The sequence below is a fragment of the Mycobacterium intermedium genome, from assembly GCF_002086275.1.
Taxonomy (GTDB): Bacteria; Actinomycetota; Actinomycetes; order Mycobacteriales; family Mycobacteriaceae; genus Mycobacterium; species Mycobacterium intermedium.
Map to the genome: position 1 here is coordinate 14,979 of NZ_MVHT01000003.1, position 20,484 is coordinate 35,462.

Consider the following 20,484-nt stretch of genomic DNA (forward strand, 5'->3'; position numbering starts at 1 on the left):
TCACCGGCGCCGGTCGTCATAGTTCCTCCTCGGAGTTGGACAACCGGAACCAGTAGAACCCGTGTCCTGGAAGTGTCAGCAGATAGGGCAAGTGGCCGATGCGCGGAAACAGCACATGTCCGGTCAGTTCGACCGGCGTATAGCCGTTCCACTGCTGCAGGTTGAGTTCGATGGGCTGCGGGAACCGCGACAGGTTGTTCACGCAGAGCACGACGTCGCCCTCGCCGCCGTCCGCACCGCGCGCCTCCCGCACGTAGGCCAGGACCGACGGGTTGGACCCGCCCAGTTCCTGGAAAGTTCCAACGGCAAACGCGGGGTGACGGCGGCGCACCGAAAGCATGGTTCGGGTCCAGTTGAGCAGTGACGTTGATGTGTCGCGTTGGGCTTCGACGTTGACGGCCTGGTAGCCGTAAACCGGGTCCTGGCTGGTCGGCAGGTACAGGCGACCTGGGTTGGCCGTGGAGAACCCGGCGTTGCGGTCCGGTGTCCATTGCATCGGCGTGCGCACCCCGTCCCGGTCACCAAGCCAGATGACGTCGCCCATCCCGATCTCGTCGCCGTAGTACAGCACCGGTGAACCGGGCAGGGACAACAGCAGCGCGTTGAACAACCGCATCTGGTTGAAGTCGTTCTCCAGCAGTGGCGCCAGACGCCGACGGATACCCACGTTCGCCTTCATCCGCGGGTCCTTGGCGTACTCGGCGTACATGTAGTCGCGTTCTTCGTCGCTGACCATTTCCAGCGTCAGCTCGTCGTGGTTGCGCAGGAAGATGCCCCACTGGGCCATCTCCGGAATGTCCGGGGTCTGCGCCAGGATCTCCGAGATCGGAAAACGTGATTCCCGGCGGACCGCCATGAAGATGCGCGGCATCAGCGGGAAGTGGAAGGCCATGTGGCATTCGTCGCCGCCGGTGCTGGGATCGCCGAAGTACTCCACGACGTCGGCGGGCCACTGGTTCGCCTCGGCCAGCAACACCCGGCCCGGGAACTCGTCGTCGACCACCTTGCGGCAGCGCTTGAGGAAGGCGTGCGTTTCGGGCAGGTTCTCGCAGTTGGTGCCCTCGCGTTCGAACAGGTAGGGCACCGCGTCCAGCCGGAACCCGTCGATACCGAGACCGAGCCAGAAGCGCAGGACGTCGATCATCGCTTCCTGAACGGCCGGGTTGTCGTAGTTGAGGTCCGGTTGGTGAGAGAAGAACCGGTGCCAATAGAACTGGCGTCGCACCGGGTCGAAGGTCCAGTTCGACTCTTCGGTGTCGACGAAGATGATCCGGGCGTCGGAGTACTTTTCGCTGGTGTCGCTCCACACGTAGAAATCGCCGTAGGGCCCGTCGGGGTCGCGCCGCGACTCCTGAAACCACGGATGCGATTCGGACGTGTGGTTCATCACCAGGTCGGTGATCACCCGGATTCCGCGCTGGTGAGCCTCGTCGACCAGCGCGACAAAATCCTCCACGGTGCCGAATTCGGGCAACACCTTGTAGAAGTCACGGATGTCGTAGCCGCCGTCGCGCAACGGCGAGTCGTAGAACGGCGGCAACCAGAGGCAGTCGACGCCGAGCCACTGCAGATAGTCCAGGCGGTCGATCAGCCCGCGCAGGTCGCCGGACCCGTCGGCGTTCGAGTCGAAGAACGCCCGGACCAGCACTTCGTAGAAGACCGCGTGCTTGAACCAGGTCGGGTCTGCCGGCAATGCGGTGGCGTTGCCGAAGTCCGCGGCCTCGGGATGCTCGACCACTCCGCCTTCGACGTGACTGCCCTCGGCGGGATCGTGCGCGGGACCGTGCCTGGCGCCGTCTCTGTCGTCGTTCATCAATTCCACGATGCCACGGGTACCCGACACGGGTGTCACGGAATCACGCGAGGCCAATCATGGGTCTTGCCAACCGAATTGGCCTCGCGCGCCGGTATCAGGCCGGCGGCCCCTCGGCAAGGGTCACGCTTTCGGTGCGTTGCACTCCGGATCGCGTGATGAAGCTGATCGAGATCGTGTCACCGGGGTGATGCGGGGTGAGCGCGTCAGACATGGCGGTGGCCGAATTGATCGACACGCCGTCAATCGAGGTGATCACATCACCCACCGAGATGCCGATCGATGCGGCGGGGGCACTGCCCACCACGCGTTGCACCCGGGCGCCGCTGCCATTGTTGTCGACGACGCCGAGTCCGAGGAAGGCCGTCGGGCCGACATGCACGGTCGGCGAGCCGCCGCCGCTGCGGATCTGGTTGGCCACACCGAGCGCCGTTCCGATCGGGATGGCGAAGCCCTGGCCGCCCTGCAGCAGGAAGTTCTCGGTCGCCGCCGTGTTGACGCCGACGACCTGCCCCGCACTGTTGACGATCGGCCCACCCGAGTCGCCGGGCTGGATCGCGGCGTCGACCTGGATCAGGTTGTTCAGCGTCTCCGCCGCCCCGGTGAGGGCGTCGGAAGCCTGCACGGTTTGACCGACTGCGACGACCCTGCCGGCAATGGCACGAGGCGTGCCACCCTGGCCGCCCGTGTTGCCGAGGGCCACGATCGGCTCGCCGACGCTGACGCCACCGCCGATCGCGGCGGCGGGCAGTCCTCCCGCACCGCGCAGTTGCAGCACCGCGATGTCGGCGGTGCGGTCGTATCCCACCACGTCGACGCCGTAGGTGCGGCCATCGCCGACGGCGAACGCGCTGATGTCGGTGGCCCCCGAGATCACGTGATTATTGGTCAGGACGACACCGTTGGGATCGATGATGATGCCCGTCCCGGCGCCCACCGCGTTGTTGTAGCCCAGCTTGGTGTTGATGTTCACCAGCTGCGGGCCCACCTGCGCGACCGCGGCGATCGGGTCGAGCGGCACCATGGGGAAGGGAAAGTCTTTGTACGGTGCTGCCTGCGCGGGCGCTGGCGGGGCGAGCAGGCTCAAGACGAGCAGGCTCAAGACAGCCACCAACAATGACCACCTGTGCGTCCGGCGGCCCACTTTGCTCATCCCGTATCCTCCTGCGTCGGGGTTAGAACCGAATTTGTCCCAGCCATAGGGTCCGGGAGGCATGCCTCTATTTACATCACCGTAGTGCAGATAGCCAAGTAATCGGCTGGTCAATCCTATTCGGCACGATTCGAATATGCCCGCTGGTTGGGGCGTCGGGAGCCCATCGTCGAACGTGCGGGTTATGCACCCAATCCCTTAAATGGGGGCCAACAGCCACACACTCGACGACGTGCAGGTGCACAGGCTTGGAGCGCCGGGCGTCGAACGTGTGGGCTATGCACCCGCTTCCTTCAACTCCGGGGCCAACAGCCACACACTCGACGACGCGAAAGCGGGCGCCCAGCGCAATAAGCTGGGGCGGTGGCCGAATTCGACCCGCAGGTCAGGTTCGCAGCAGCCCAAGTCGCGCGACTGGCCACGGTCAGCCCCGAAGGCGTCCCACACGTCGTACCGGTGGTCTTCGCCGCGCACCACGATGTGGACCGGGATGCGGACCAAGGTGTCGTGTACACCGCCGTCGACGCCAAGCCGAAAACCACTCAACGGCTGCGCCGCATCGCCAATATCGAGGAAAACCCCAACGTCAGTCTGCTGGTCGACCACTACGACGCCGACTGGACACAGCTGTGGTGGGTTCGGGCCGACGGTGTCGCCGCGATCCACCATGACGGTGCCGTCTTAGCCCTCGGACACCGCCTGTTGCGCGCTAAATACGTTCAGTATCAATCGGTTTCGCTGGACGGCCCGGTCATTTCGATCGCGGTGCGGCGCTGGTCCAGCTGGCACGCCTGAACCGACCCGGCCCGACCCTTGTGCTGAACCGCAGTTGGGGGAATGGTGGGTATTGCGTCCTGTGAGCTAGAACACACTGCGCACGGGGGCATTTAGAGATTTCGGGCCCAGGAGAACTGGAGGTATGTCATGGCCGACAGAGCGGGTGCTTCTCAAAGCGCTGGGGCCGCTCCCACTGCCGAAGCTCCCAACGCCATACGCAACGTGGTCCTGGTCGGGCCATCGGGCGCCGGCAAGACCACCCTCGTCGATGCCCTGCTGGTCGCCGGGGGCGTGTTGACCCGGCCGGGTTCGGTGACCGAGGGCACCACCGTCTGTGACTTCGACGACGCCGAGATCCGCCAGCAGCGTTCGGTGGGCCTTGCGGTCGCCTCGCTGGCGTACGACGGCACCAAGATCAACCTCATCGACACCCCCGGTTACGCCGACTTCGTGGGCGAACTGCGTGCCGGGCTGCGTGCCGCCGACTGCGCATTGTTCGTCATCTCGGCGAGCGAGGGCGTCGACCAACCCACCAAATCGCTGTGGCAGGAATGTAACCAGGTCGGCATGCCCCGAGCCGTGGTGATCACCAAGCTCGACCACGCCCGCGCCAACTACTCCGAGGCGTTGGCCGCCGCGCAAGAGGCGTTCGGCGACAAAGTCTTGCCGCTGTACTTGCCCACGGGGGACGGCCTGATCGGGTTGCTGTCGCAGACGCAGTACGTCTACGAGAACGGCAAACGGAGCACCCGCCCCACCGACTCGTCCGATGCCGAGCGCATCGAGGAGGCGCGGGGCAGCCTGATCGAAGGGATCATCGAAGAGTCCGAGGACGAGTCGCTCATGGAGCGCTATCTGGGCGGCGAGGCGATCGACGAGTCGGGCCTGATCGAAGACCTGGAAAAGGCCGTCGCAAGGGGCTCGTTCTTCCCGGTGATCCCCGTGTGCAGCACGACCGGTGTCGGCACCTTCGAACTGTTGGAGGTCGCCACCCGCGGATTCCCGTCCCCGATGGAGCACCCACTGCCGGAGGTGTTCACCCCGCAAGGCGCCACGCACGACGCATTGACGTGCGACGTCAACGCACCGTTGCTGGCCGAGGTGGTCAAGACGACGTCCGACCCATACGTCGGCAGGGTGAGCCTGGTTCGGGTGTTCTCCGGGACCATAAAGCCGGACGCGACGGTCCATGTGTCGGGTCACTTCTCAGCCTTCTTCGGTGCGACCAACGGCTCATCGAGTCACCCCGATCACGACGAAGACGAACGCATCGGCGTGCTGTCATTCCCCCTCGGCAAGCAGCAACGACCGGCCTCGGCCGTCATCGCCGGCGACATCTGCGCGATCGGCAGGTTGAGCCGCGCCGAGACGGGCGACACGCTGTCCGACAAGTCCGAGCCACTGGTGCTCCGGCCGTGGACGATGCCCGACCCGCTGCTACCGATCGCCATTCAGGCGCACGCCAAGACGGACGAAGACAAATTGTCGGTCGGCCTGGGCCGGTTGGCCGCTGAAGACCCGACACTGCGGATCGAGCAAAACCCGGAGACCCACCAAGTTGTGCTCTGGTGCATGGGCGAGGCCCACGCCGGCGTGGTGCTCGAAGCGCTGTCGAATCGCTACGGCGTCACCGTCGACACGGTCGAACTGCGCGTACCGCTGCGGGAAACGTTCGCCGGCAAAGCCAAAGGCCACGGTCGGCACGTGAAACAGTCCGGCGGGCACGGCCAATTCGGCGTGTGCGACATCGAAGTCGAGCCGCTGCCGGAGGGATCCGGATTCGAATTCCTGGACAAGGTGGTCGGCGGTGCGGTGCCGCGCAACTACATCCCGAGCGTGGAGAAGGGGATCCGCGCCCAGATGGAGAAGGGCGTGCACGCCGGGTACCCGGTGGTCGACATCCGGGTCACCCTGCTGGACGGCAAAGCCCACAGCGTCGACTCGTCCGACTACGCGTTCCAGATGGCCGGCGCGCTGGCGCTGAAAGATGCCGCCGCAGCGACGAAGGTGATCCTGCTCGAGCCGATCGACGAGATCTCGGTGCTGGTTCCCGACGAATTCGTCGGCGCCGTGATGGGCGATTTGTCCTCTCGCCGGGGCCGACTGCAGGGCACCGAAGCCGCCGGCAACGGGCGCACAGTGGTCAAGGCCGAGGTGCCACAAGTCGAATTGACCCGGTACGCAATCGATTTGCGGTCACTGGCGCACGGGGCGGCATCGTTCACCCGAACGTTTGCCCGCTATGAGCCGATGCCGGAAAATGCCGCAGCCAAGGTGAAGGCCTCGGCCTGAACGGGTTTGGCAGTTCATGTCGGTGATCGACGGGCTTCCCGGCCACATACTGCTGAACCATTTCGTCGTTGTGCTGGGTCCGCTGACCGCGATCCTGGCGATCCTGTGTGCGGTGTGGGCGGTGGCGCGCCAACGACTGATCTGGCTGACCCTTGCGCTGGCGGTGGCCACCCTCATCTTGACCCCGCTGACAATCAGCAGCGGTGACTGGTTGTACGAAAAGCTGGGCAGCCCACCGGTAGCGGACCAGCACGGCAAACTCGGTGCGACGCTGGTCTATATCGTCGCGGCCCTCACCGTGACGGTCACCGCGTTGGCCGTCGTCCACCTGCGTCAGGCTCGTGGTCGGACCGTGAAAACGGCGGTGCGGGCCCTGGTAGCGGTGCTGGTGGTTGTCGCCGCCGTGGGCACGCTGGTGCAGACTTACCGCGTCGGCGAAACGGGTGCGCGCGCCGCCTGGGGCAGCGTCACGGCGTCCACATAGCGGCCCGACATCGAGCGTGTGGGCTGTGGCCCCACACCTTTGCAATCTGGGCCATAGGCCACACGCTCGACGAGGCGGGGGCAGGGATGCGCTTCAGCGCGCCGGTGCTCTGGCCCACGGGTACAGCCAACTCAGGCGTCAGATCCCTCGCGGCCCTCGCGCCCGAACTGCCTGGCCACGGCGCGGCGGTCGAGTGAGCCCTTGGCCGTGTGCGGCAGCTCGCTGGTGGTTTCGAAGCTGGCCGGAATCTCGAAGGAAGCCAACCGCTCCCGGCAGAAGTCCGTAAGCTCCTCCGCGGTCGGCGAGTCGCCGCGCGGCACCACCACCGCGGCGACCGCTTCCCCGTATAGCTTGTCCGGCACCGGAAAAACCGCCACCTCCAACACCTTGGGGTGGCTGCTCAACACTCCCTCGACGCGCTCCGGCGAAATCTTCTCCCCGCCACGGTTGATCAGTTCCTTGATCCGCCCGCGAATGGTCAGGCTGCCGTCGGACGACAAGGTACCCAGGTCACCGGTCCGCAGCCAGCCGTCGGTGAAGTTGTCTTTGGTGATCTGCGGGTCACCGAGGTAGCCGCGCACCACGGTGCCACCGCGCAACCACACCTCTCCCACCTCGTCGACGTCCAGCGACTGCCCGTCGGATCCGACGATGCGGATCTCGGGTCCGGTCGAACGCCCGACGAGACCCGTTGACTTGGCCGGATTTTCGCCCAATGCGATGGGGGTGGTGGCCACCTGGTGCGTGGCTTCGGTCATGCCGAAGGCGACCACCACCGGGGCGGCGAACTCCGCCTCTAGGGCCTCGGCCGTCTCCGGCGTCAGCGGCGCGCTGCAGCTGCGAATGAAACGCAGTGCGGCCCGTCGACTCCCCCGCGGTTGAGATTTGTTGCGCTCCAACAAGATCTGGTGAATCGTCGGCACTGCCGTGTACCAGGTGGCCCCGGCGGCTTCGATGTCGTCCCAGAACGTGTGTGCCGAGAACTTACCGCGAGCCGGCAGCAGGACGGTCCCGCCGGATGCCAAGGTGGCCAACAGCGCGGCCACCAGACCGTGGCCGTGGTAGAGCGGCATCACCGCCACGGTGGAGTCCGCGGCGCTCAACCCGTAGCAGGCGATGATCGCACGCACCGAGGTAGCCAGGTTGGTGTGCGTCCACGGAACCATCTTGGGAAAGCCGGTGGTCCCGCCCGTGAACATGATCATCGCATCGTCGGTCTGCAACCCTTCAGGCCGTGATGGCTCTGGGTCGGCGTCTTCCGCCGCATGCAGGTGCACCGCCAGGGTGGTCTCATCCAGGCCGGCCGCCACAGCGACCGTCCAGGACCGCACCGCCGGTTCGTCCTCGTCGCCCGAGGCGCCCGGCGGTTCGCCATCGATCAGCATCACCCGGGCTCCCGCAGCTGTGGCGCGGGCGCACTGGTCTTTGACGGGCAGCGCCGGATCCAGCGGCACCACCACGAGATCCGCCCGCGATGCCGCCAACAGCGCGACGACGAATTCGGCGTTGCTGGCGGTTCGCAGCGCCACGCTGTCGCCGGGTTCCAGACCCGCGCGGGTCAACTGCCCGGCCAGGTCTTCCACCAGATTGACCAGGTCACGGTAGGTGACCCGGCTGCGGTCCTCGCCGATGATGAGCGCGGTCGCGCCCGGCACCCGGCTTGCCGCCAGACCGATCAATTCGGCGATTCGCGGGCTTTGTTCGGCAACTGCTCTGCCGCGGGTGATCGCTTCGGGTGACATTGCCGGTTCCTTCCAAAGTTCGGCGGGGCGGGGTGGGCGCCTAATTCAGCACGATGCCGGTGCCAATCCCGGTTGTCCAATATCGATCCGCTACTGCCCGATAGCTCCAAGCTATTGATTCGATAAGCGTCGTGTATCGCTGGATAGCGACTGGGTCTTGGACACGGCCCGGGTCACCGGACACAGTGACTAGTACGGCACACGACAGGTAGCAAGGAGCCACCATGACCACAGCGTCGCGCTTGACCGATGGAATTGAGCTCGTGGTGGACGCTCTCCAGGCCAACGATGTCGAGACAATCTACGGTGTCGTCGGCATCCCCATCACTGACCTGGCTCGCGCCGCCCAGGCGGCGGGGATTCGCTACATCGGCTTCCGCCACGAGGGGTCGGCCGGGAACGCTGCCGCCGCGGCCGGATTCCTCACCCAGCGACCCGGCGTGTGCTTGACGACGTCCGGTCCCGGCTTTCTCAACGGCCTGCCGGCCCTGGCGAACGCCACCACCAACTGTTTCCCCATGGTCCAGATCTCCGGTTCCAGCCAGCGTGCGATCGTCGACCTGCAGCGCGGCGATTACCAGGACATCGACCAACTCAACGCGGCCCGGCCGTTCGTCAAGGCCGCTTACCGCATCGCGCGGGTCGAGGACATCGGTCGGGGCGTGGCCCGCGCGATACGGACCGCGATCTCGGGCCGCCCCGGCGGCGTCTACCTCGACATCCCGGGCGAGGTGCTGGGGCAGACGATGGAGGAGTCGGCGGCCGCCGCCACCATCTGGCGCCTCGTCGACCCGGCTCCCCGCCAACTCCCGGCACCGTCGGCGGTGGAGCGGGCCCTCGATGTGCTGTCGCAGGCCCAACGCCCGTTGATCGTGCTGGGCAAGGGAGCGGCCTACGCACAGTGCGACAGCACAATTCGCGAATTCGTCGAGCAGACCGGAATTCCGTTTCTGCCGATGTCGATGGCCAAGGGGCTGCTTCCCGACTCACATCCGCAGTCCGCGGCCGCGGCTCGCTCGTTGGCAATCTCCCGGGCCGACGTCGTCTTGCTGATCGGCGCGCGGCTGAATTGGCTACTGGGCCATGGCGAGTCACCGCAATGGTCGCCCGACGCCCAGTTCATCCAGGTCGACATCGCGGCGTCGGAATTCGACAGCAACCGGCCCATCGTGGCCCCGCTGACGGGCGACATCGGCTCGGTGGTCTCGGCACTGCTGGAGGCTCTGGCCGCCCGCCCCATTCAGCCCGCCGCGGCGTGGACCGAAGAACTCGCCGAGCGCCGGGCGCGCAACGACACCAAGATGCGCGAGCGGCTGGCCGAGAACCCGCACCCGATGCGCTTCTACAACGCGCTCGGAGCGATTCGCTCAGTGCTGCAAGACAACCCGGACGTGTATGTGGTCAACGAGGGTGCCAACGCCCTCGACCTCGCCCGCAACGTCATCGACATGCAGCTGCCAAGACACCGCCTCGACACCGGAACCTGGGGGGTGATGGGTATTGGCATGGGCTACTCCATCGCCGCCGCCGTCGAGACGGGCCGGCCGGTGGTTGCGATCGAGGGTGACAGCGCATTCGGCTTCAGCGGCATGGAAATCGAGACCATTTGCCGCTACCGGCTGCCCGTCACCGTAGTGATTCTCAACAACGGCGGGGTCTACCGCGGTGACGAAGTCGCAGCGGGCGCAACGGGTGCCACCAAGGCCAGCCGCGCCGAAAAGGACCCCGCGCCCACCGTGCTGAACGCCGGGGCGCGCCACGAGCTGCTGGCGGAAGCGTTCGGCGGCAAGGGGTATCACGTGAGCACCCCCGCCGAACTGGAAAAGGCGCTCACCGAAGCGCTGGCGTCGAACCGGCCCACCCTCATCGACTGCGAACTCGATCCCGGGGCCGGGGTGGAAAGCGGTCACCTGGCGAGCCTGAATCCCGCCCGCGCGGCGGGATCGGTGAATCCGCCTAGCGGCGCTGGGTGATTCCGTGCAGTTGGCCGTCGAAGAACTCGTCCAATGCGAGCCCCTGCGCACTTGCTTTGAGCGCCCGGGCCACGGGCGAGCCTGGGCCACCGGCGTTGGTCACCAACGCGATGGTCGCCTTCAGGACGGGGTCGACGAGTTGCACCGCGCGGATCTCCCCGGATCTCGCCCCCGCCATGGGGGTCATCCACAACCAGGTGTGCGGGACGATGCACGCCCAGTCTCCGGCCGCGGCCTGCGCGAATAACGAAGCCACCGAATCGGTCTCGACCTGGGGGCTGACCGTGATGCCGTGCTCGGCGAAGGCCGCGTCGACGATCTGGCGATCGCGCATGTCCGGAGTCAGCAGCGCCAACGGCAGTTGCGCCGCTTCGGGCCAGCTCAGTGTCGTCGCACCGGCGGCCAACATGTCCGCCCGCGCCAGCAGCACATAGTGTTCGTCGTACAGCGGCACCGAATCCACCTCGTGCGCCCCCTCGGACGCGGGGTGCACGATGACCGCGTCGAGTTCGAAATCGCGTAGTCGTCGGTACAACTCGGTGGTCGCCAACCGCGAACTGATCTGCACCTTGACCAGCGGATGCGCCGAGCAGAACGCCGACAGCACGAGCGATGCCGTCGTCGAGGCGGTAGGAACCGTGCCCAGCCGAAGCGTGCCGGTGATGCCGGACCGCACCGCGGCCACCTCCGCCTTGAAGGCATCGTGCTCGGCGAGTATCCGCTTGGCCCACACCACCAACCGCTCCCCCTCGGGAGTGAGGCCCTCGAAGCTGTGACCGCGGTTGATCAGCGTGACATTGAGTTCGCGCTCCAGCTTGGCGATCGCCGAGGAAAGGGCGGGTTGCGACACGTAACACCGCTCCGCCGCCCGGGCAAAGTGCCGTTCCTGGGCGACCGCGACGAAGTACTCCAGCTGGCGGAAGAGCACCCGCACCCTTTCGACTGTGTGACCGGCTTCCGACACCAATCTCGCTGAGGCTACCCGGCTGGGCAGCAAATTGCCCGAAAGGTTGTGGACGGCTGTCTCTGCCCGACCGCGACGTGGCGCCGTGACATCGCGTTACACGCGGCCGATCCGCCGTTGTCAGCGTGATCAACGAAGCTGTGAAAATGTTTGCTAAGGCCCCCAACGGCAAGACAACACCTAGAATGCGCTTGTGTCGATCACACCATCGCGAAGGGCGGCTGCCATGCGTCGAGTGTTTCGTTATCTGTTCGTTATGCTCGCGATCTCGACTTTCGCGGCTGTAGGGTTCGCCAGTCCTGCCACCGGCGCTGTCCCCGTACCGACGTCCCTTCCTGGGGTTGCTTCGGTGTTGCCGGCCAACGGCGAGGTCGTCGGCGTGGCCCACCCGGTGGTGGTGACGTTCCAGGCGCCGGTGACCAACCGGCGTGCCGCTGAGGGGTCCATCCGCGTCAAGTCACCCAGCAACATCACCGGTCACTACGAGTGGATCAACGGCAACGTCGTGCAGTTCGTTCCGGACCACTACTGGCCGCCGCATACCCGGGTATCGGTGGGGGTGCAGGAAATGACGGAAGGCTTCGAGACCGGCGACCAGCTACTCGGCGTGGCCAGCATCTCGGCGCACACCTTCACCGTCAGCCGCAACGGGGAAATCCTCAAGACCATGCCGGCGTCGATGGGTAAGCCCAGCCGGCCCACACCGATCGGCAGCTTCCACGCGATGTCCAAGGAACGCACCGTAGTGATGGACTCGCGGACCATCGGCATCCCGCTGAATTCGTCTGACGGCTACTTGATCACCGCCTCGTACGCGGTACGCGTCACCTCCAGCGGTGTGTACGTGCACTCCGCGCCCTGGTCGGTGAACTCGCAGGGCTACGCCAACGTCAGCCATGGCTGCATCAACCTCAGCCCGGATAACGCGGCGTGGTACTTCAACGCCGTCACCGTCGGCGACCCCATCGAGGTCGTCGCCTAACTCCCCCTTTACGGCACTCTCCCTTTACGCGAGCGTGCGTGTCCGCACAGCGACACGCCGCACGGCTCGTACGGCTGCGCACGCTCGCACAAGAGCGCACGGGAGCGCGGCAGGTCCGGGCTGTGGTGACGGTCACACCGCCGGGCTGGAAGATGCACCACCTCTGGTGGGTTGCCGCTAGTATCCCCAGCCCACGAGAGGTCCTGCCATGACCGGTTCCCATCAGCAACGCATCGACCGGTTGACCGCCAGCGACGAGCAGTTCCGAAAGGCCACGCCGGACGCCGCGGTTCGCGGGGCAGCGCGCGCCCCCGGCCTACGGTTCCCCCAGGTGATCCAGACCCTGGTCGGCGGCTACGCCGACCGGCCCGCCCTGGGGTGGCGGGCGCGCTCCCTGACGACGGACCCCGCGACGGGCCGGACCACCGCCCAGTTACTGGACCGCTTCGAGACCATCACCTACCGCGACCTGTGGGCAAATGTGCAGGCGATCGCGACCGCCTTGCGGCACGACCCGGTCAACCCGGCTTCGCCCGGTGAGGTGCTCGCCACCGTCGGATTCGCCAGTGCGGATTACCTGACCCTCGACCTGGTGGCCGGGTACCTCGGCCTGGTGTCCGTGCCGCTGCAGCACAACACCACGGCGTCACGGTTGCAACCCATCCTCGCCGAGGTCGAACCGCACATTCTTGCCGCAAGTGCCGAGTACCTCGATTTGGCTGTCGAGGCGGCGCTGGGTAGCACCTCATTGCGCCGCCTTGTCGTGTTCGACTACCTCCCGGAGGTCGACGATCAGCGGGAGGCCGTGCAGCGCGCCCAGGCCAGGTTGGCCGCCGCGGGTATGTCGGTGACCGTCGAAACGCTGGCCGAGGCGACCGAGCGTGGCCGCGAGCTACCGCCGGAGCCGCTGTACACCGATGGCACCGATCAGCGCCTCGCGATGATCATGTACACGTCGGGCAGCACCGGATTGCCCAAGGGCGCAATGTATTCCGAGCGGATGGTGACCAGGATCTGGACCACCGAGCTGCTGCCGGAGGCCGAGCACCTGCCGGTGATCAACGTCAACTTCATGCCGCTCAACCACCTGGGTGGGCGGATACCCCTTTCCAGCGCGTTCCAGGCCGGCGGCACGAGTTACTTTGTGCCGGAAAGCGATCTGTCCACGCTGTTCGACGACTGGAAGTTGGTGCGCCCCACTGAGATGGGCTTGGTGCCCCGGGTCGCCGAGATGCTCTACCAGCGCTACCAGAGCGGCGTCGAGCGGAGGATCAATCAGGGCAGGGAAGGCACAACCGCTGAAGCAGAGGCGCAAGCCGAGATTCGCGAACAGGTCCTGGGTGGGCGCGTCCTCACCAGCTTCAGCAGCACCGCGCCCCTGGCCGCGGAGATGAAGACCTTCATCGAATCGTCCCTGCAGGTCCACGTGATGGACGGCTACGGCCTCACCGAATTGGGGATGGTGACCAAAGACGGCAAGGTGAGCAAGCCCCCGGTGATCGACTACAAGCTCATCGACGTTCCCGAATTGGGTTACTTCCGTACCGACAAGCCGTACCCGCGCGGCGAACTGCTGGTGAAGTCGCAGACGGCTACGGCGGGGTACTACAAGCGTCCCGACGTCACCGCCAGTGCGTTCGATTCCGACGGCTACTACCGCACCGGCGACGTCATGGCCGAGATCGGCCCGGATCGGCTCGTTTACGTCGACCGGCGCAACAACGTCTTGAAGCTCGCACAAGGCGAATTCGTCGCGGTCGCACGTCTGGAAGCGATCTTCGCCGGCGCGCCCCTGGTGCGCCAGATCTTCCTCTACGGCAACAGCGAGCGCCCCTACCTGTTGGCGGTCGTGGTGCCCACACCCGAGGCACTGGAGCGCGCGGCGCGCGACGGTGACGACGGGTTAGCCAGACTCAAAGCGGAGCTGAGTGATTCGCTGCGCAACACGGCGAAACTCGCCGAACTGCAGTCCTATGAATTGCCCGCCGACTTTCTGATCGAAACCGAGCCCTTCAGTTCGGACAACGGTCTGCTCTCCGGGGTCGGCAAACTGCTGCGGCCGAAACTCAAGGAACGCTACGGCGAACGGCTCGAGCAGCTGTACACCGACCTCGCCGACAGCCGGGTGGCGGAATTGCGTGCGCTACGGCAAAAGGCGGGGGAGCGGCCGGTGATCGACACGTTGACCGAGGCGGCCGAAGCGCTGCTGGGACTGGTCGGCGGCCCGCCCGCGCCCGAGGAACACTTCATCGAACTCGGCGGTGATTCGTTGTCCGCCTTGACATTCTCAAACTTGTTGGCTGACATCTTCGACGTCGAAGTACCCGTGGCGCAGATCATCGGCCCCACCAATGATCTGCGCAGCATTGCGGAATACATTGAAGCCGAACGCGTATCGGGCACGAAGCGGCCCACCTTTGCTGCGGTACACGGGCACGGCGCGGTAGAGGTACGCGCTGCGGACCTGACACTGGACAAGTTCATCGATGCCAAGACGTTGGCCGTGGCCCCGTCGCTGCCGGCGCCGACCGGCAGACCTCGGACCGTGCTGCTGACGGGGGCCAACGGCTACCTCGGCCGCTTCCTCACGCTGGATTGGTTGGAGCAGCTTGCCGACACCGGCGGAACGCTCGTCACCATCGTGCGCGGCTCTGATGCAGCCGCGGCACGAAGCAGGCTCGACGACGTCTTCCGCGGCGGTGACGGCGCGATGTTCGAGCGATTCCAGTCACTGGCCGACGGACACCTCGAAGTGATCCCTGGTGACATCGGTGCGCCCAATCTGGGCCTGGACCAACCGACGTGGGATCGCCTGGCACGGAGCGTAGACATCATCGTCCATTCGGCAGCACTGGTTAACCACGTCCTGCCCTACGACCAGCTGTTCGGACCGAACGTGGTTGGTACCGCCGAGGTGATCCGCCTGGCGATCACCGACCGCATCAAGCCGGTCACCTATCTGTCGACCGTGGCCGTCGCGATGCCGGTAAACCCAAACACGTTCGAAGAAGACGGCGACATTCGGGACATCAGCGCGGTTCGCTATGTCGGCGACGGCTACGCGAACGGCTACGGCAACAGCAAATGGGCCGGCGAGGTGTTGTTGCGCGAGGCACACGACCTGTGTGGACTGCCAGTCACGGTATTCCGATCCGACATGATCCTGGCCCACAGCCACTACGCCGGCCAGCTCAATGTGCCAGACGCGTTCACCCGCTTGCTGATCAGCCTGCTGCTGACCGGCATAGCGCCGGCGAGTTTCTACGAGACGGATGCCCAAGGCCGCCGCAGCAAGGCTCACTATGCCGGTCTGCCGGCCGATTTCGTGGCCGAAGCGATCACCAAGCTGGGCGCGCGCAGCACGGCCGACGCTACACCGACGTATGTTTCCTACGACGTGATGAATCCGCACGAGGATGGCGTGTCCCTGGACACCTTCGTCGACTGGTTGGTGGATTCGGGTCATGACATCAAGCGCATCGATGACTACGACGAATGGCTGGGGCGCTTCGAAACAGCGCTGCGGGCATTGCCGGAAAAGCAACGCCAGCATTCGGTGTTGCCTCTGCTCGACGCCTACCGCAAGCCGCAGCCGGCATTGCCCGGAGCATCCGCACCGACCGATGTCTTCCGAGCTGCGGTGCAGGACGCGAAAATCGGTCCAGACAAAGACATTCCGCATCTGTCTGCCGCGTTTATCGACAAGTACGTCGCCGATCTGCAGTCGCTTGGGCTGGTCTAGAAACCGAGGAGCAACTCTGATATGACACCTTCGACAGCGCGCGCAGTGCGGTTCGACCGCTTCGGAGGGCGCGAGGAGCTGTACATAGCCGACATCGAAATGCCGTTACCGGGACCTGACGAAGTGGTGGTCGAGGTTCGCGCCGCCGGGATAAATCCCGGCGAAGCTGCCATCCGCCTCGGGTTGCTCCAACAGGTCTTCCCCACCACGTTCCCGTCCGGCGAAGGCAGCGACTTGGCCGGCGTGGTGACATCCGTAGGTCCCGACGTCGCCCAGTTCTCGGTCGGCGACGAGGTCCTCGGCTTCAGCTTGCGACGATCCAGTCACGCCACCCACACGGCCGTTCCGGTGGGCAATCTGATCCGCAAGCCGCCCGAATTGAGCTGGGAGGTGGCCGGTTCGCTGTACGTCGTCGGAGCGACGGCGTATGCGGCGGTGCGCGCGGTCGCGCCTCAGCCCGGCGAGACGGTTGCCGTGTCGGCCGCGGCGGGCGGCGTGGGCAGCATCGTCGTACAGCTGCTGACGCGGCACGGTGCTCGGGTGTTAGGCATTGCAGGGCCGGGCAATGCCGACTGGCTGCGCGCCCACGGCGTGACCCCTGTCGTCTACGGAGACGGGTTGGCGGATCGGCTGCGGGAGGCGGCGCCCAACGGAATCGATGCCTTCATCGATCTTTTCGGTCCCGACTACGTCCAGCTTGCGGTGGATCTCGGGGTGGCCCCCGAGCGGATAGACACGATCATCGCGATGGAGAAGGCCGCCGAGGTCGGGGCCAAGACCGAGGGCAGCGCCGAGGCCTCCACGCCGGAAGTGCTCGCCGAACTCGCCGATTTGGTCGCCTCTGGCGCGATCGACTTCGACATCGCCGCTACCTATCCACTCGACCGAGTGGCCGACGCCTACGCCGAACTCGAGCAACGACACACGCACGGCAAAATCGTTCTGCTACCGCAGAAATAAGCGTGGCGGTCAGGCAAGTCCGGCCTGGACGGCCTTGCCGATCACCAAGGCCGTCGTATCCGACACCACCGCATACGAGACAGCCACATCCGACACCGCCGGGTCGAGCCCGGCGGTGTCGGACAAGCGGCCGTATCGCGGGGTGAATGTCAAGGTCGTCGACTTACCGCGAGGTCACGCGGAAAACCGCCCGTCGGGTGCGTGGCCACCCAACGAAGCCGTGAACACCGCAATCGGCATCCGCGAGACATAGAGGTTGGTCCGCTCCTGCGGCGTCAGCGGTGTCCGCCGGCCGATCTTCAGGAAACGGGAAATGCGGTGTGTACGAAGGAAAGCCATGATCTTCTCCTTGTGGGAGTCCGACCGGCTAGAGCACGACGGCTGGTGCGGCAGAACTCGAGAAGGGTTCAGGCCGATCTGAGAATGCCGAAAATGCCGGAGCCGGATCGGGGAAAGACGGATTGCGGATAGGGACTATCGCCGGGACACATCTCGCCCTCACCTCCTCGCAGCCAGGACACACGCGGGTGTCAGCGCAATCACCGGAACGAAAGAGGCGCTAAAAAACCCGGCGGACCGTCCGCCGGAACACCCCTCTCGTCGGAGCTTCGGCACTGCACGGCGTATCCGATAGTTCGGAAGCCACTTGGGCTCAACCCTTAAGCCGGGAAGAGCTGTCCTGACCCGGGGCGTCTCTCGACGTTCGGGGTCAGTGGCCTGTGTCCATGCAGACGCCTCACCTACCGAGGTGTTTGCCTTTCCATGCTGCACCCAAACGTCGGTTTGAGTCAAACTCACGCAGCGTGCGCCCGGTCCGGGCCTACCCTCAGACCTATGGTCAATACCCTGCAGGACCCCAAGGTCGCGTCGGCGCTCGACCGGATGTACGCCGAGTCTGAGAACCAGATGGCGCAGCTGCGCGCGCGGCGTGACGACTTCGCCCGCCCGATGACTGTGCAGGAACGCACCGAGGCGATGAGCGAGTTCTACATCCCGGTGACGCCGGAAGCCGGCCGGCTGCTGTACGCCCTGGTCCGCGCGACCCGTCCGCAAACGATCGTCGAGTTCGGCATGTCATTCGGCATCTCCGCCATCCATCTGGCGGCGGCGGTTCGTGACAACGGCAGCGGGCGGGTGGTGACCACCGAACTCAGCGAAACCAAGATCGCCGCCGCCAAGCGGACCTTCTCCGACACCGGCCTGGCCGATGTCATCACCATCCTGGAGGGCGACGCCCTGGTTACCTTGGCCGACGTCGGTGGCCCGATCGATTTCGTACTGCTCGATGGCTGGAAAGACCTCTACCTTCCCGTGATCGAGTTGCTGACGCCGCGGTTGTCGACGGGCGCGCTGGTCGTCGCCGACAACGCCGAGGCAGCCGATACCCGGTCCTACCTGGATTACGTGCGCGACTCGGACAACGGCTACGTCAGCTTCAACTTCCCCGCCCGGGAGAGCGACAGCATGGAGCTCAGCTGCTGGGTGGGCGGTTAACGACCGGCCCGAGGAGTCAACGGCTTAGCGCAACGATTCTTCGAGCCACGGGATCAGCCATTTCACGCCTTCCGGCGTGAGGTGTACGCCGTCGCTACGCACCTTGATGCCGTCGACCTTGGCGGTGTAGACGCCGTCGGGGCAAAGCTTCTTGTTCAGATCGATGATGCCGACATTTGGATGCTGGGCAACCGCGTTGCGCAGCATGGTGTTCCACTGGTTGACCCGTTCGGGCTGATCTTCCGGATACAGGCGTCCGTCCGGCCTTTCACCGCCCCGGCTGTACGGCACGGTCGCGACCATCACCCGAACACCGGTCGAGCCGACGATGTTCAGCGCGCGCTGCAATTCAAAGTTGAGATAGGCGTCGAAGGTGGGTTCGCCGATGTGGGTCCACTTACCTTCGTTGACTCGGTCGACGGTCTCCCACCGGCCGATGACCAGCAAGGCGACGTCCGGTTGGTCCTGGTTGACCTGCGCCGTCCAGCGAGTGGGCCAGTTGTCGCATTCCGCCCGTTGTTCCAGGGTTTGGCCGATGTAGCGATAGGGCGTGCCGCGCACCAGGCTGCAGCCGATAACGGTGTGGTCGATGAACCTGAAGCCGGGCGTGGGTGGCAGGAAGTGCATCATGGTCCACCCGATGGAATCGCCGAACACCGAAACGGTGAATGGCTGGTTGGGATCTCGCGGCCGGGGCGGCTGCGTCGGTTGACCCGGCGGCGACGGCGACACCGCGGCAACCGCGTTCACCCCGGGTGGCAGCCCGACCTCACGCAGCCCCGGCCCGGTTCCGACCGGGATTACCAGCATCGTCACCGCGGCGGCGCTGGCGACGGTAGCCGCGGCCAGCGGCAGCAACGGGACCCCTTCCGGACGCCAGCGACGGATGGGCTGCTCGATCACCCAATACGACACGTAGGCGAGCGCTACCGTCGCTGCACACCGGAGGGCGAAAAGGCGGGGACCCTCCCATCCGGTCCGTTCTCCGTTGAGCGCCAGAAAGATCGGCCAGTGCCACAGGTACACGCCGTAGGAGATGGTGCCCAACCACACCAACGGGCCCCAGCTCAGGGCGCGGGCCACCGCTCCGCGCTGCTCCAGCGCGACCGGCGCCACCACCAGGACGGCCGCCACCGCCACGACCGTCAGCAGGCCGTGCCGGAACTCGGCCGCGTCCCCGGTTGCGTAGTGGGTGATCAGTCCCAGCACTGCCAACCCGACCAGCGGCAGCAGTCGGGCAATCCGCCGGCCCCAGCGCGTGCGGATCAGGCACCAGCCGCGATTCAACGCCGACCAATCCCGAACCAGCAGCGCCGATGCGGCGGCGCCGATCAGCAACGCCTGCGCGCGGGTGTCGGTACCGAAATAGATTCGATCGCGGGTGGCCTCGGTGGTGAACATGATCGCGCCCGCCGCGGAAACGATCGCGCCCAGCACGGCGATGATGAACATGGCGAACCGGACGTGGCCGACCGTCGTCTTGGCGAAGTAGCGTCGGGCACGCGCCGCCAGCACCAGAGTCACCGCGATCATCAGCAATGGCCAGACGAAGTAGTACTGCTCTTCCACTCCCAGCGACCAGGTGTGCTGCAGGGGCGACGGCGGTGCGCCCTGGGTGAAGTAGTCGGTCTGCTGAGCGACGAAGCGCCAGTTGGCAATCCACAAGAATGCGGCGAGCGCGTCGCTGCGCAATCCGGTAAGGGCTTGGTAGGGAAGCAAATCGCGCGCCGCTGCCACCACCAGCACCATCAGAACCAGCGCGGGCAGCAGTCGGCGCGCACGTCGAATCCAGAATCCGGTCAGGTCGATGCGGCCGCTGCGGCCCAACTCGTCGAGCAACAGCGAGGTGATCAGGAATCCGCTGAGGACGAAGAAGATGTCGACGCCGATGAAGCCGCCGCTCACCCCTGGGATGCCGCCGTGTCCGATGAGCACCAGCGCTACCGCTATGGCGCGCAGGCCATCCAACGCCGGAATGCCGTTCTGACGTTCGGGACGGTCCAGATTGGCACGACGCTTGACGCGCGGCACAGGGGCAACCCATCGGCGCTTAGCCGAATGCGCCGGTGCGGGGTGAGTCCCGCCCGGCACAGCGCTCGCTGTTAACG

15 protein-coding genes and 1 riboswitch are annotated in these 20,484 nt (G+C 65.8%); of the genes, 8 read left to right on the forward strand and 7 right to left on the reverse strand.

Annotated elements, in window-relative coordinates; genetic code table 11:
• Positions 1–16 precede the first annotated feature (16 nt).
• Together treS and BST27_RS01490 are read right to left on the reverse strand one after the other, a co-directional pair.
• Complete coding sequence (gene treS, locus BST27_RS01485) at positions 17–1,813, reverse strand: maltose alpha-D-glucosyltransferase (RefSeq protein WP_069417844.1); 1,797 nt, start codon at positions 1,811–1,813, stop codon at positions 17–19.
• Between the two features lie 97 nt (positions 1,814–1,910).
• On the reverse strand, positions 1,911–2,966 hold the full coding sequence (locus tag BST27_RS01490; RefSeq protein ID WP_069417733.1) for a S1C family serine protease: 1,056 nt from the start codon (positions 2,964–2,966) through the stop codon (positions 1,911–1,913).
• Positions 2,967–3,329: 363 nt separating this feature from the next.
• Between BST27_RS01490 and BST27_RS01495 the strand changes: the two genes are divergently transcribed.
• The 3 genes from BST27_RS01495 to BST27_RS01505 all read left to right on the forward strand — a co-directional run bounded on the left by BST27_RS01495 (position 3,330) and on the right by BST27_RS01505 (position 6,519).
• Complete coding sequence (locus BST27_RS01495; RefSeq protein ID WP_069417734.1) at positions 3,330–3,761, forward strand: TIGR03668 family PPOX class F420-dependent oxidoreductase; 432 nt, start codon at positions 3,330–3,332, stop codon at positions 3,759–3,761.
• A gap of 129 nt (positions 3,762–3,890) precedes the next feature.
• The gene (locus tag BST27_RS01500; RefSeq protein WP_069417735.1) at positions 3,891–6,035 is read left to right on the forward strand and encodes an elongation factor G-like protein EF-G2; all 2,145 of its coding nucleotides are present in this window, start codon (positions 3,891–3,893) and stop codon (positions 6,033–6,035) included.
• Between the two features lie 16 nt (positions 6,036–6,051).
• Positions 6,052–6,519, forward strand: coding sequence for a DUF2231 domain-containing protein (locus BST27_RS01505; RefSeq protein WP_069417736.1), 468 nt, complete (start codon positions 6,052–6,054; stop codon positions 6,517–6,519).
• A 131-nt stretch (positions 6,520–6,650) separates the two neighbouring features.
• Here the strand turns inward: BST27_RS01505 and BST27_RS01510 are convergent, their stop codons facing one another.
• Positions 6,651–8,261: a FadD7 family fatty acid--CoA ligase gene (locus BST27_RS01510; protein ID WP_069417737.1), complete on the reverse strand. Its 1,611-nt coding sequence runs from the start codon at positions 8,259–8,261 to the stop codon at positions 6,651–6,653.
• A gap of 224 nt (positions 8,262–8,485) precedes the next feature.
• On the opposite strand from BST27_RS01510, the gene oxc reads away from it, so the two are divergent.
• The gene (gene oxc / locus BST27_RS01515; RefSeq protein WP_069417738.1) at positions 8,486–10,234 is read left to right on the forward strand and encodes an oxalyl-CoA decarboxylase; all 1,749 of its coding nucleotides are present in this window, start codon (positions 8,486–8,488) and stop codon (positions 10,232–10,234) included.
• On the opposite strand, the gene BST27_RS01520 is transcribed toward oxc, so the two are convergent.
• The gene (locus BST27_RS01520; RefSeq protein WP_069417845.1) at positions 10,218–11,162 is read right to left on the reverse strand and encodes a LysR family transcriptional regulator; all 945 of its coding nucleotides are present in this window, start codon (positions 11,160–11,162) and stop codon (positions 10,218–10,220) included. The two genes, oxc and BST27_RS01520, sit on opposite strands and share 17 nt — an antisense overlap.
• A gap of 262 nt (positions 11,163–11,424) precedes the next feature.
• Here BST27_RS01520 and BST27_RS01525 point away from each other — a divergent pair, with 262 nt between their 5' ends.
• From BST27_RS01525 to BST27_RS01535, 3 genes are all read left to right on the forward strand, one after another.
• Entirely contained in the window at positions 11,425–12,180 is a 756-nt protein-coding gene (locus tag BST27_RS01525; RefSeq protein WP_069417739.1) for a L,D-transpeptidase, read from the forward strand.
• Between the two features lie 208 nt (positions 12,181–12,388).
• On the forward strand, positions 12,389–15,922 hold the full coding sequence (gene car, locus BST27_RS01530) for a carboxylic acid reductase (RefSeq protein WP_069417740.1): 3,534 nt from the start codon (positions 12,389–12,391) through the stop codon (positions 15,920–15,922).
• 21 nt (positions 15,923–15,943) lie between these two features.
• Complete coding sequence (locus tag BST27_RS01535; RefSeq protein ID WP_069417741.1) at positions 15,944–16,882, forward strand: NADP-dependent oxidoreductase; 939 nt, start codon at positions 15,944–15,946, stop codon at positions 16,880–16,882.
• Positions 16,883–16,891: 9 nt separating this feature from the next.
• On the opposite strand, the gene BST27_RS32260 is transcribed toward BST27_RS01535, so the two are convergent.
• The gene (locus BST27_RS32260) at positions 16,892–17,035 is read right to left on the reverse strand and encodes a hypothetical protein (protein ID WP_156789247.1); all 144 of its coding nucleotides are present in this window, start codon (positions 17,033–17,035) and stop codon (positions 16,892–16,894) included.
• A 21-nt stretch (positions 17,036–17,056) separates the two neighbouring features.
• Positions 17,057–17,221: a hypothetical protein gene (locus tag BST27_RS32265; protein ID WP_170062259.1), complete on the reverse strand. Its 165-nt coding sequence runs from the start codon at positions 17,219–17,221 to the stop codon at positions 17,057–17,059.
• A 246-nt stretch (positions 17,222–17,467) separates the two neighbouring features.
• A riboswitch (M-box (ykoK) riboswitch) is annotated at positions 17,468–17,637 on the reverse strand.
• A gap of 79 nt (positions 17,638–17,716) precedes the next feature.
• Between BST27_RS32265 and BST27_RS01540 the strand changes: the two genes are divergently transcribed.
• Positions 17,717–18,376 carry an O-methyltransferase gene (locus BST27_RS01540; protein ID WP_069417742.1) on the forward strand — a complete coding sequence of 220 codons (660 nt, stop codon included), beginning with the start codon at positions 17,717–17,719 and terminating at the stop codon, positions 18,374–18,376.
• Between the two features lie 24 nt (positions 18,377–18,400).
• Here BST27_RS01540 and BST27_RS01545 read toward each other — a convergent pair whose 3' ends face one another.
• Positions 18,401–20,467, reverse strand: coding sequence for an acyltransferase family protein (locus tag BST27_RS01545; protein ID WP_232007177.1), 2,067 nt, complete (start codon positions 20,465–20,467; stop codon positions 18,401–18,403).
• Positions 20,468–20,484: the final 17 nt, after the last annotated feature.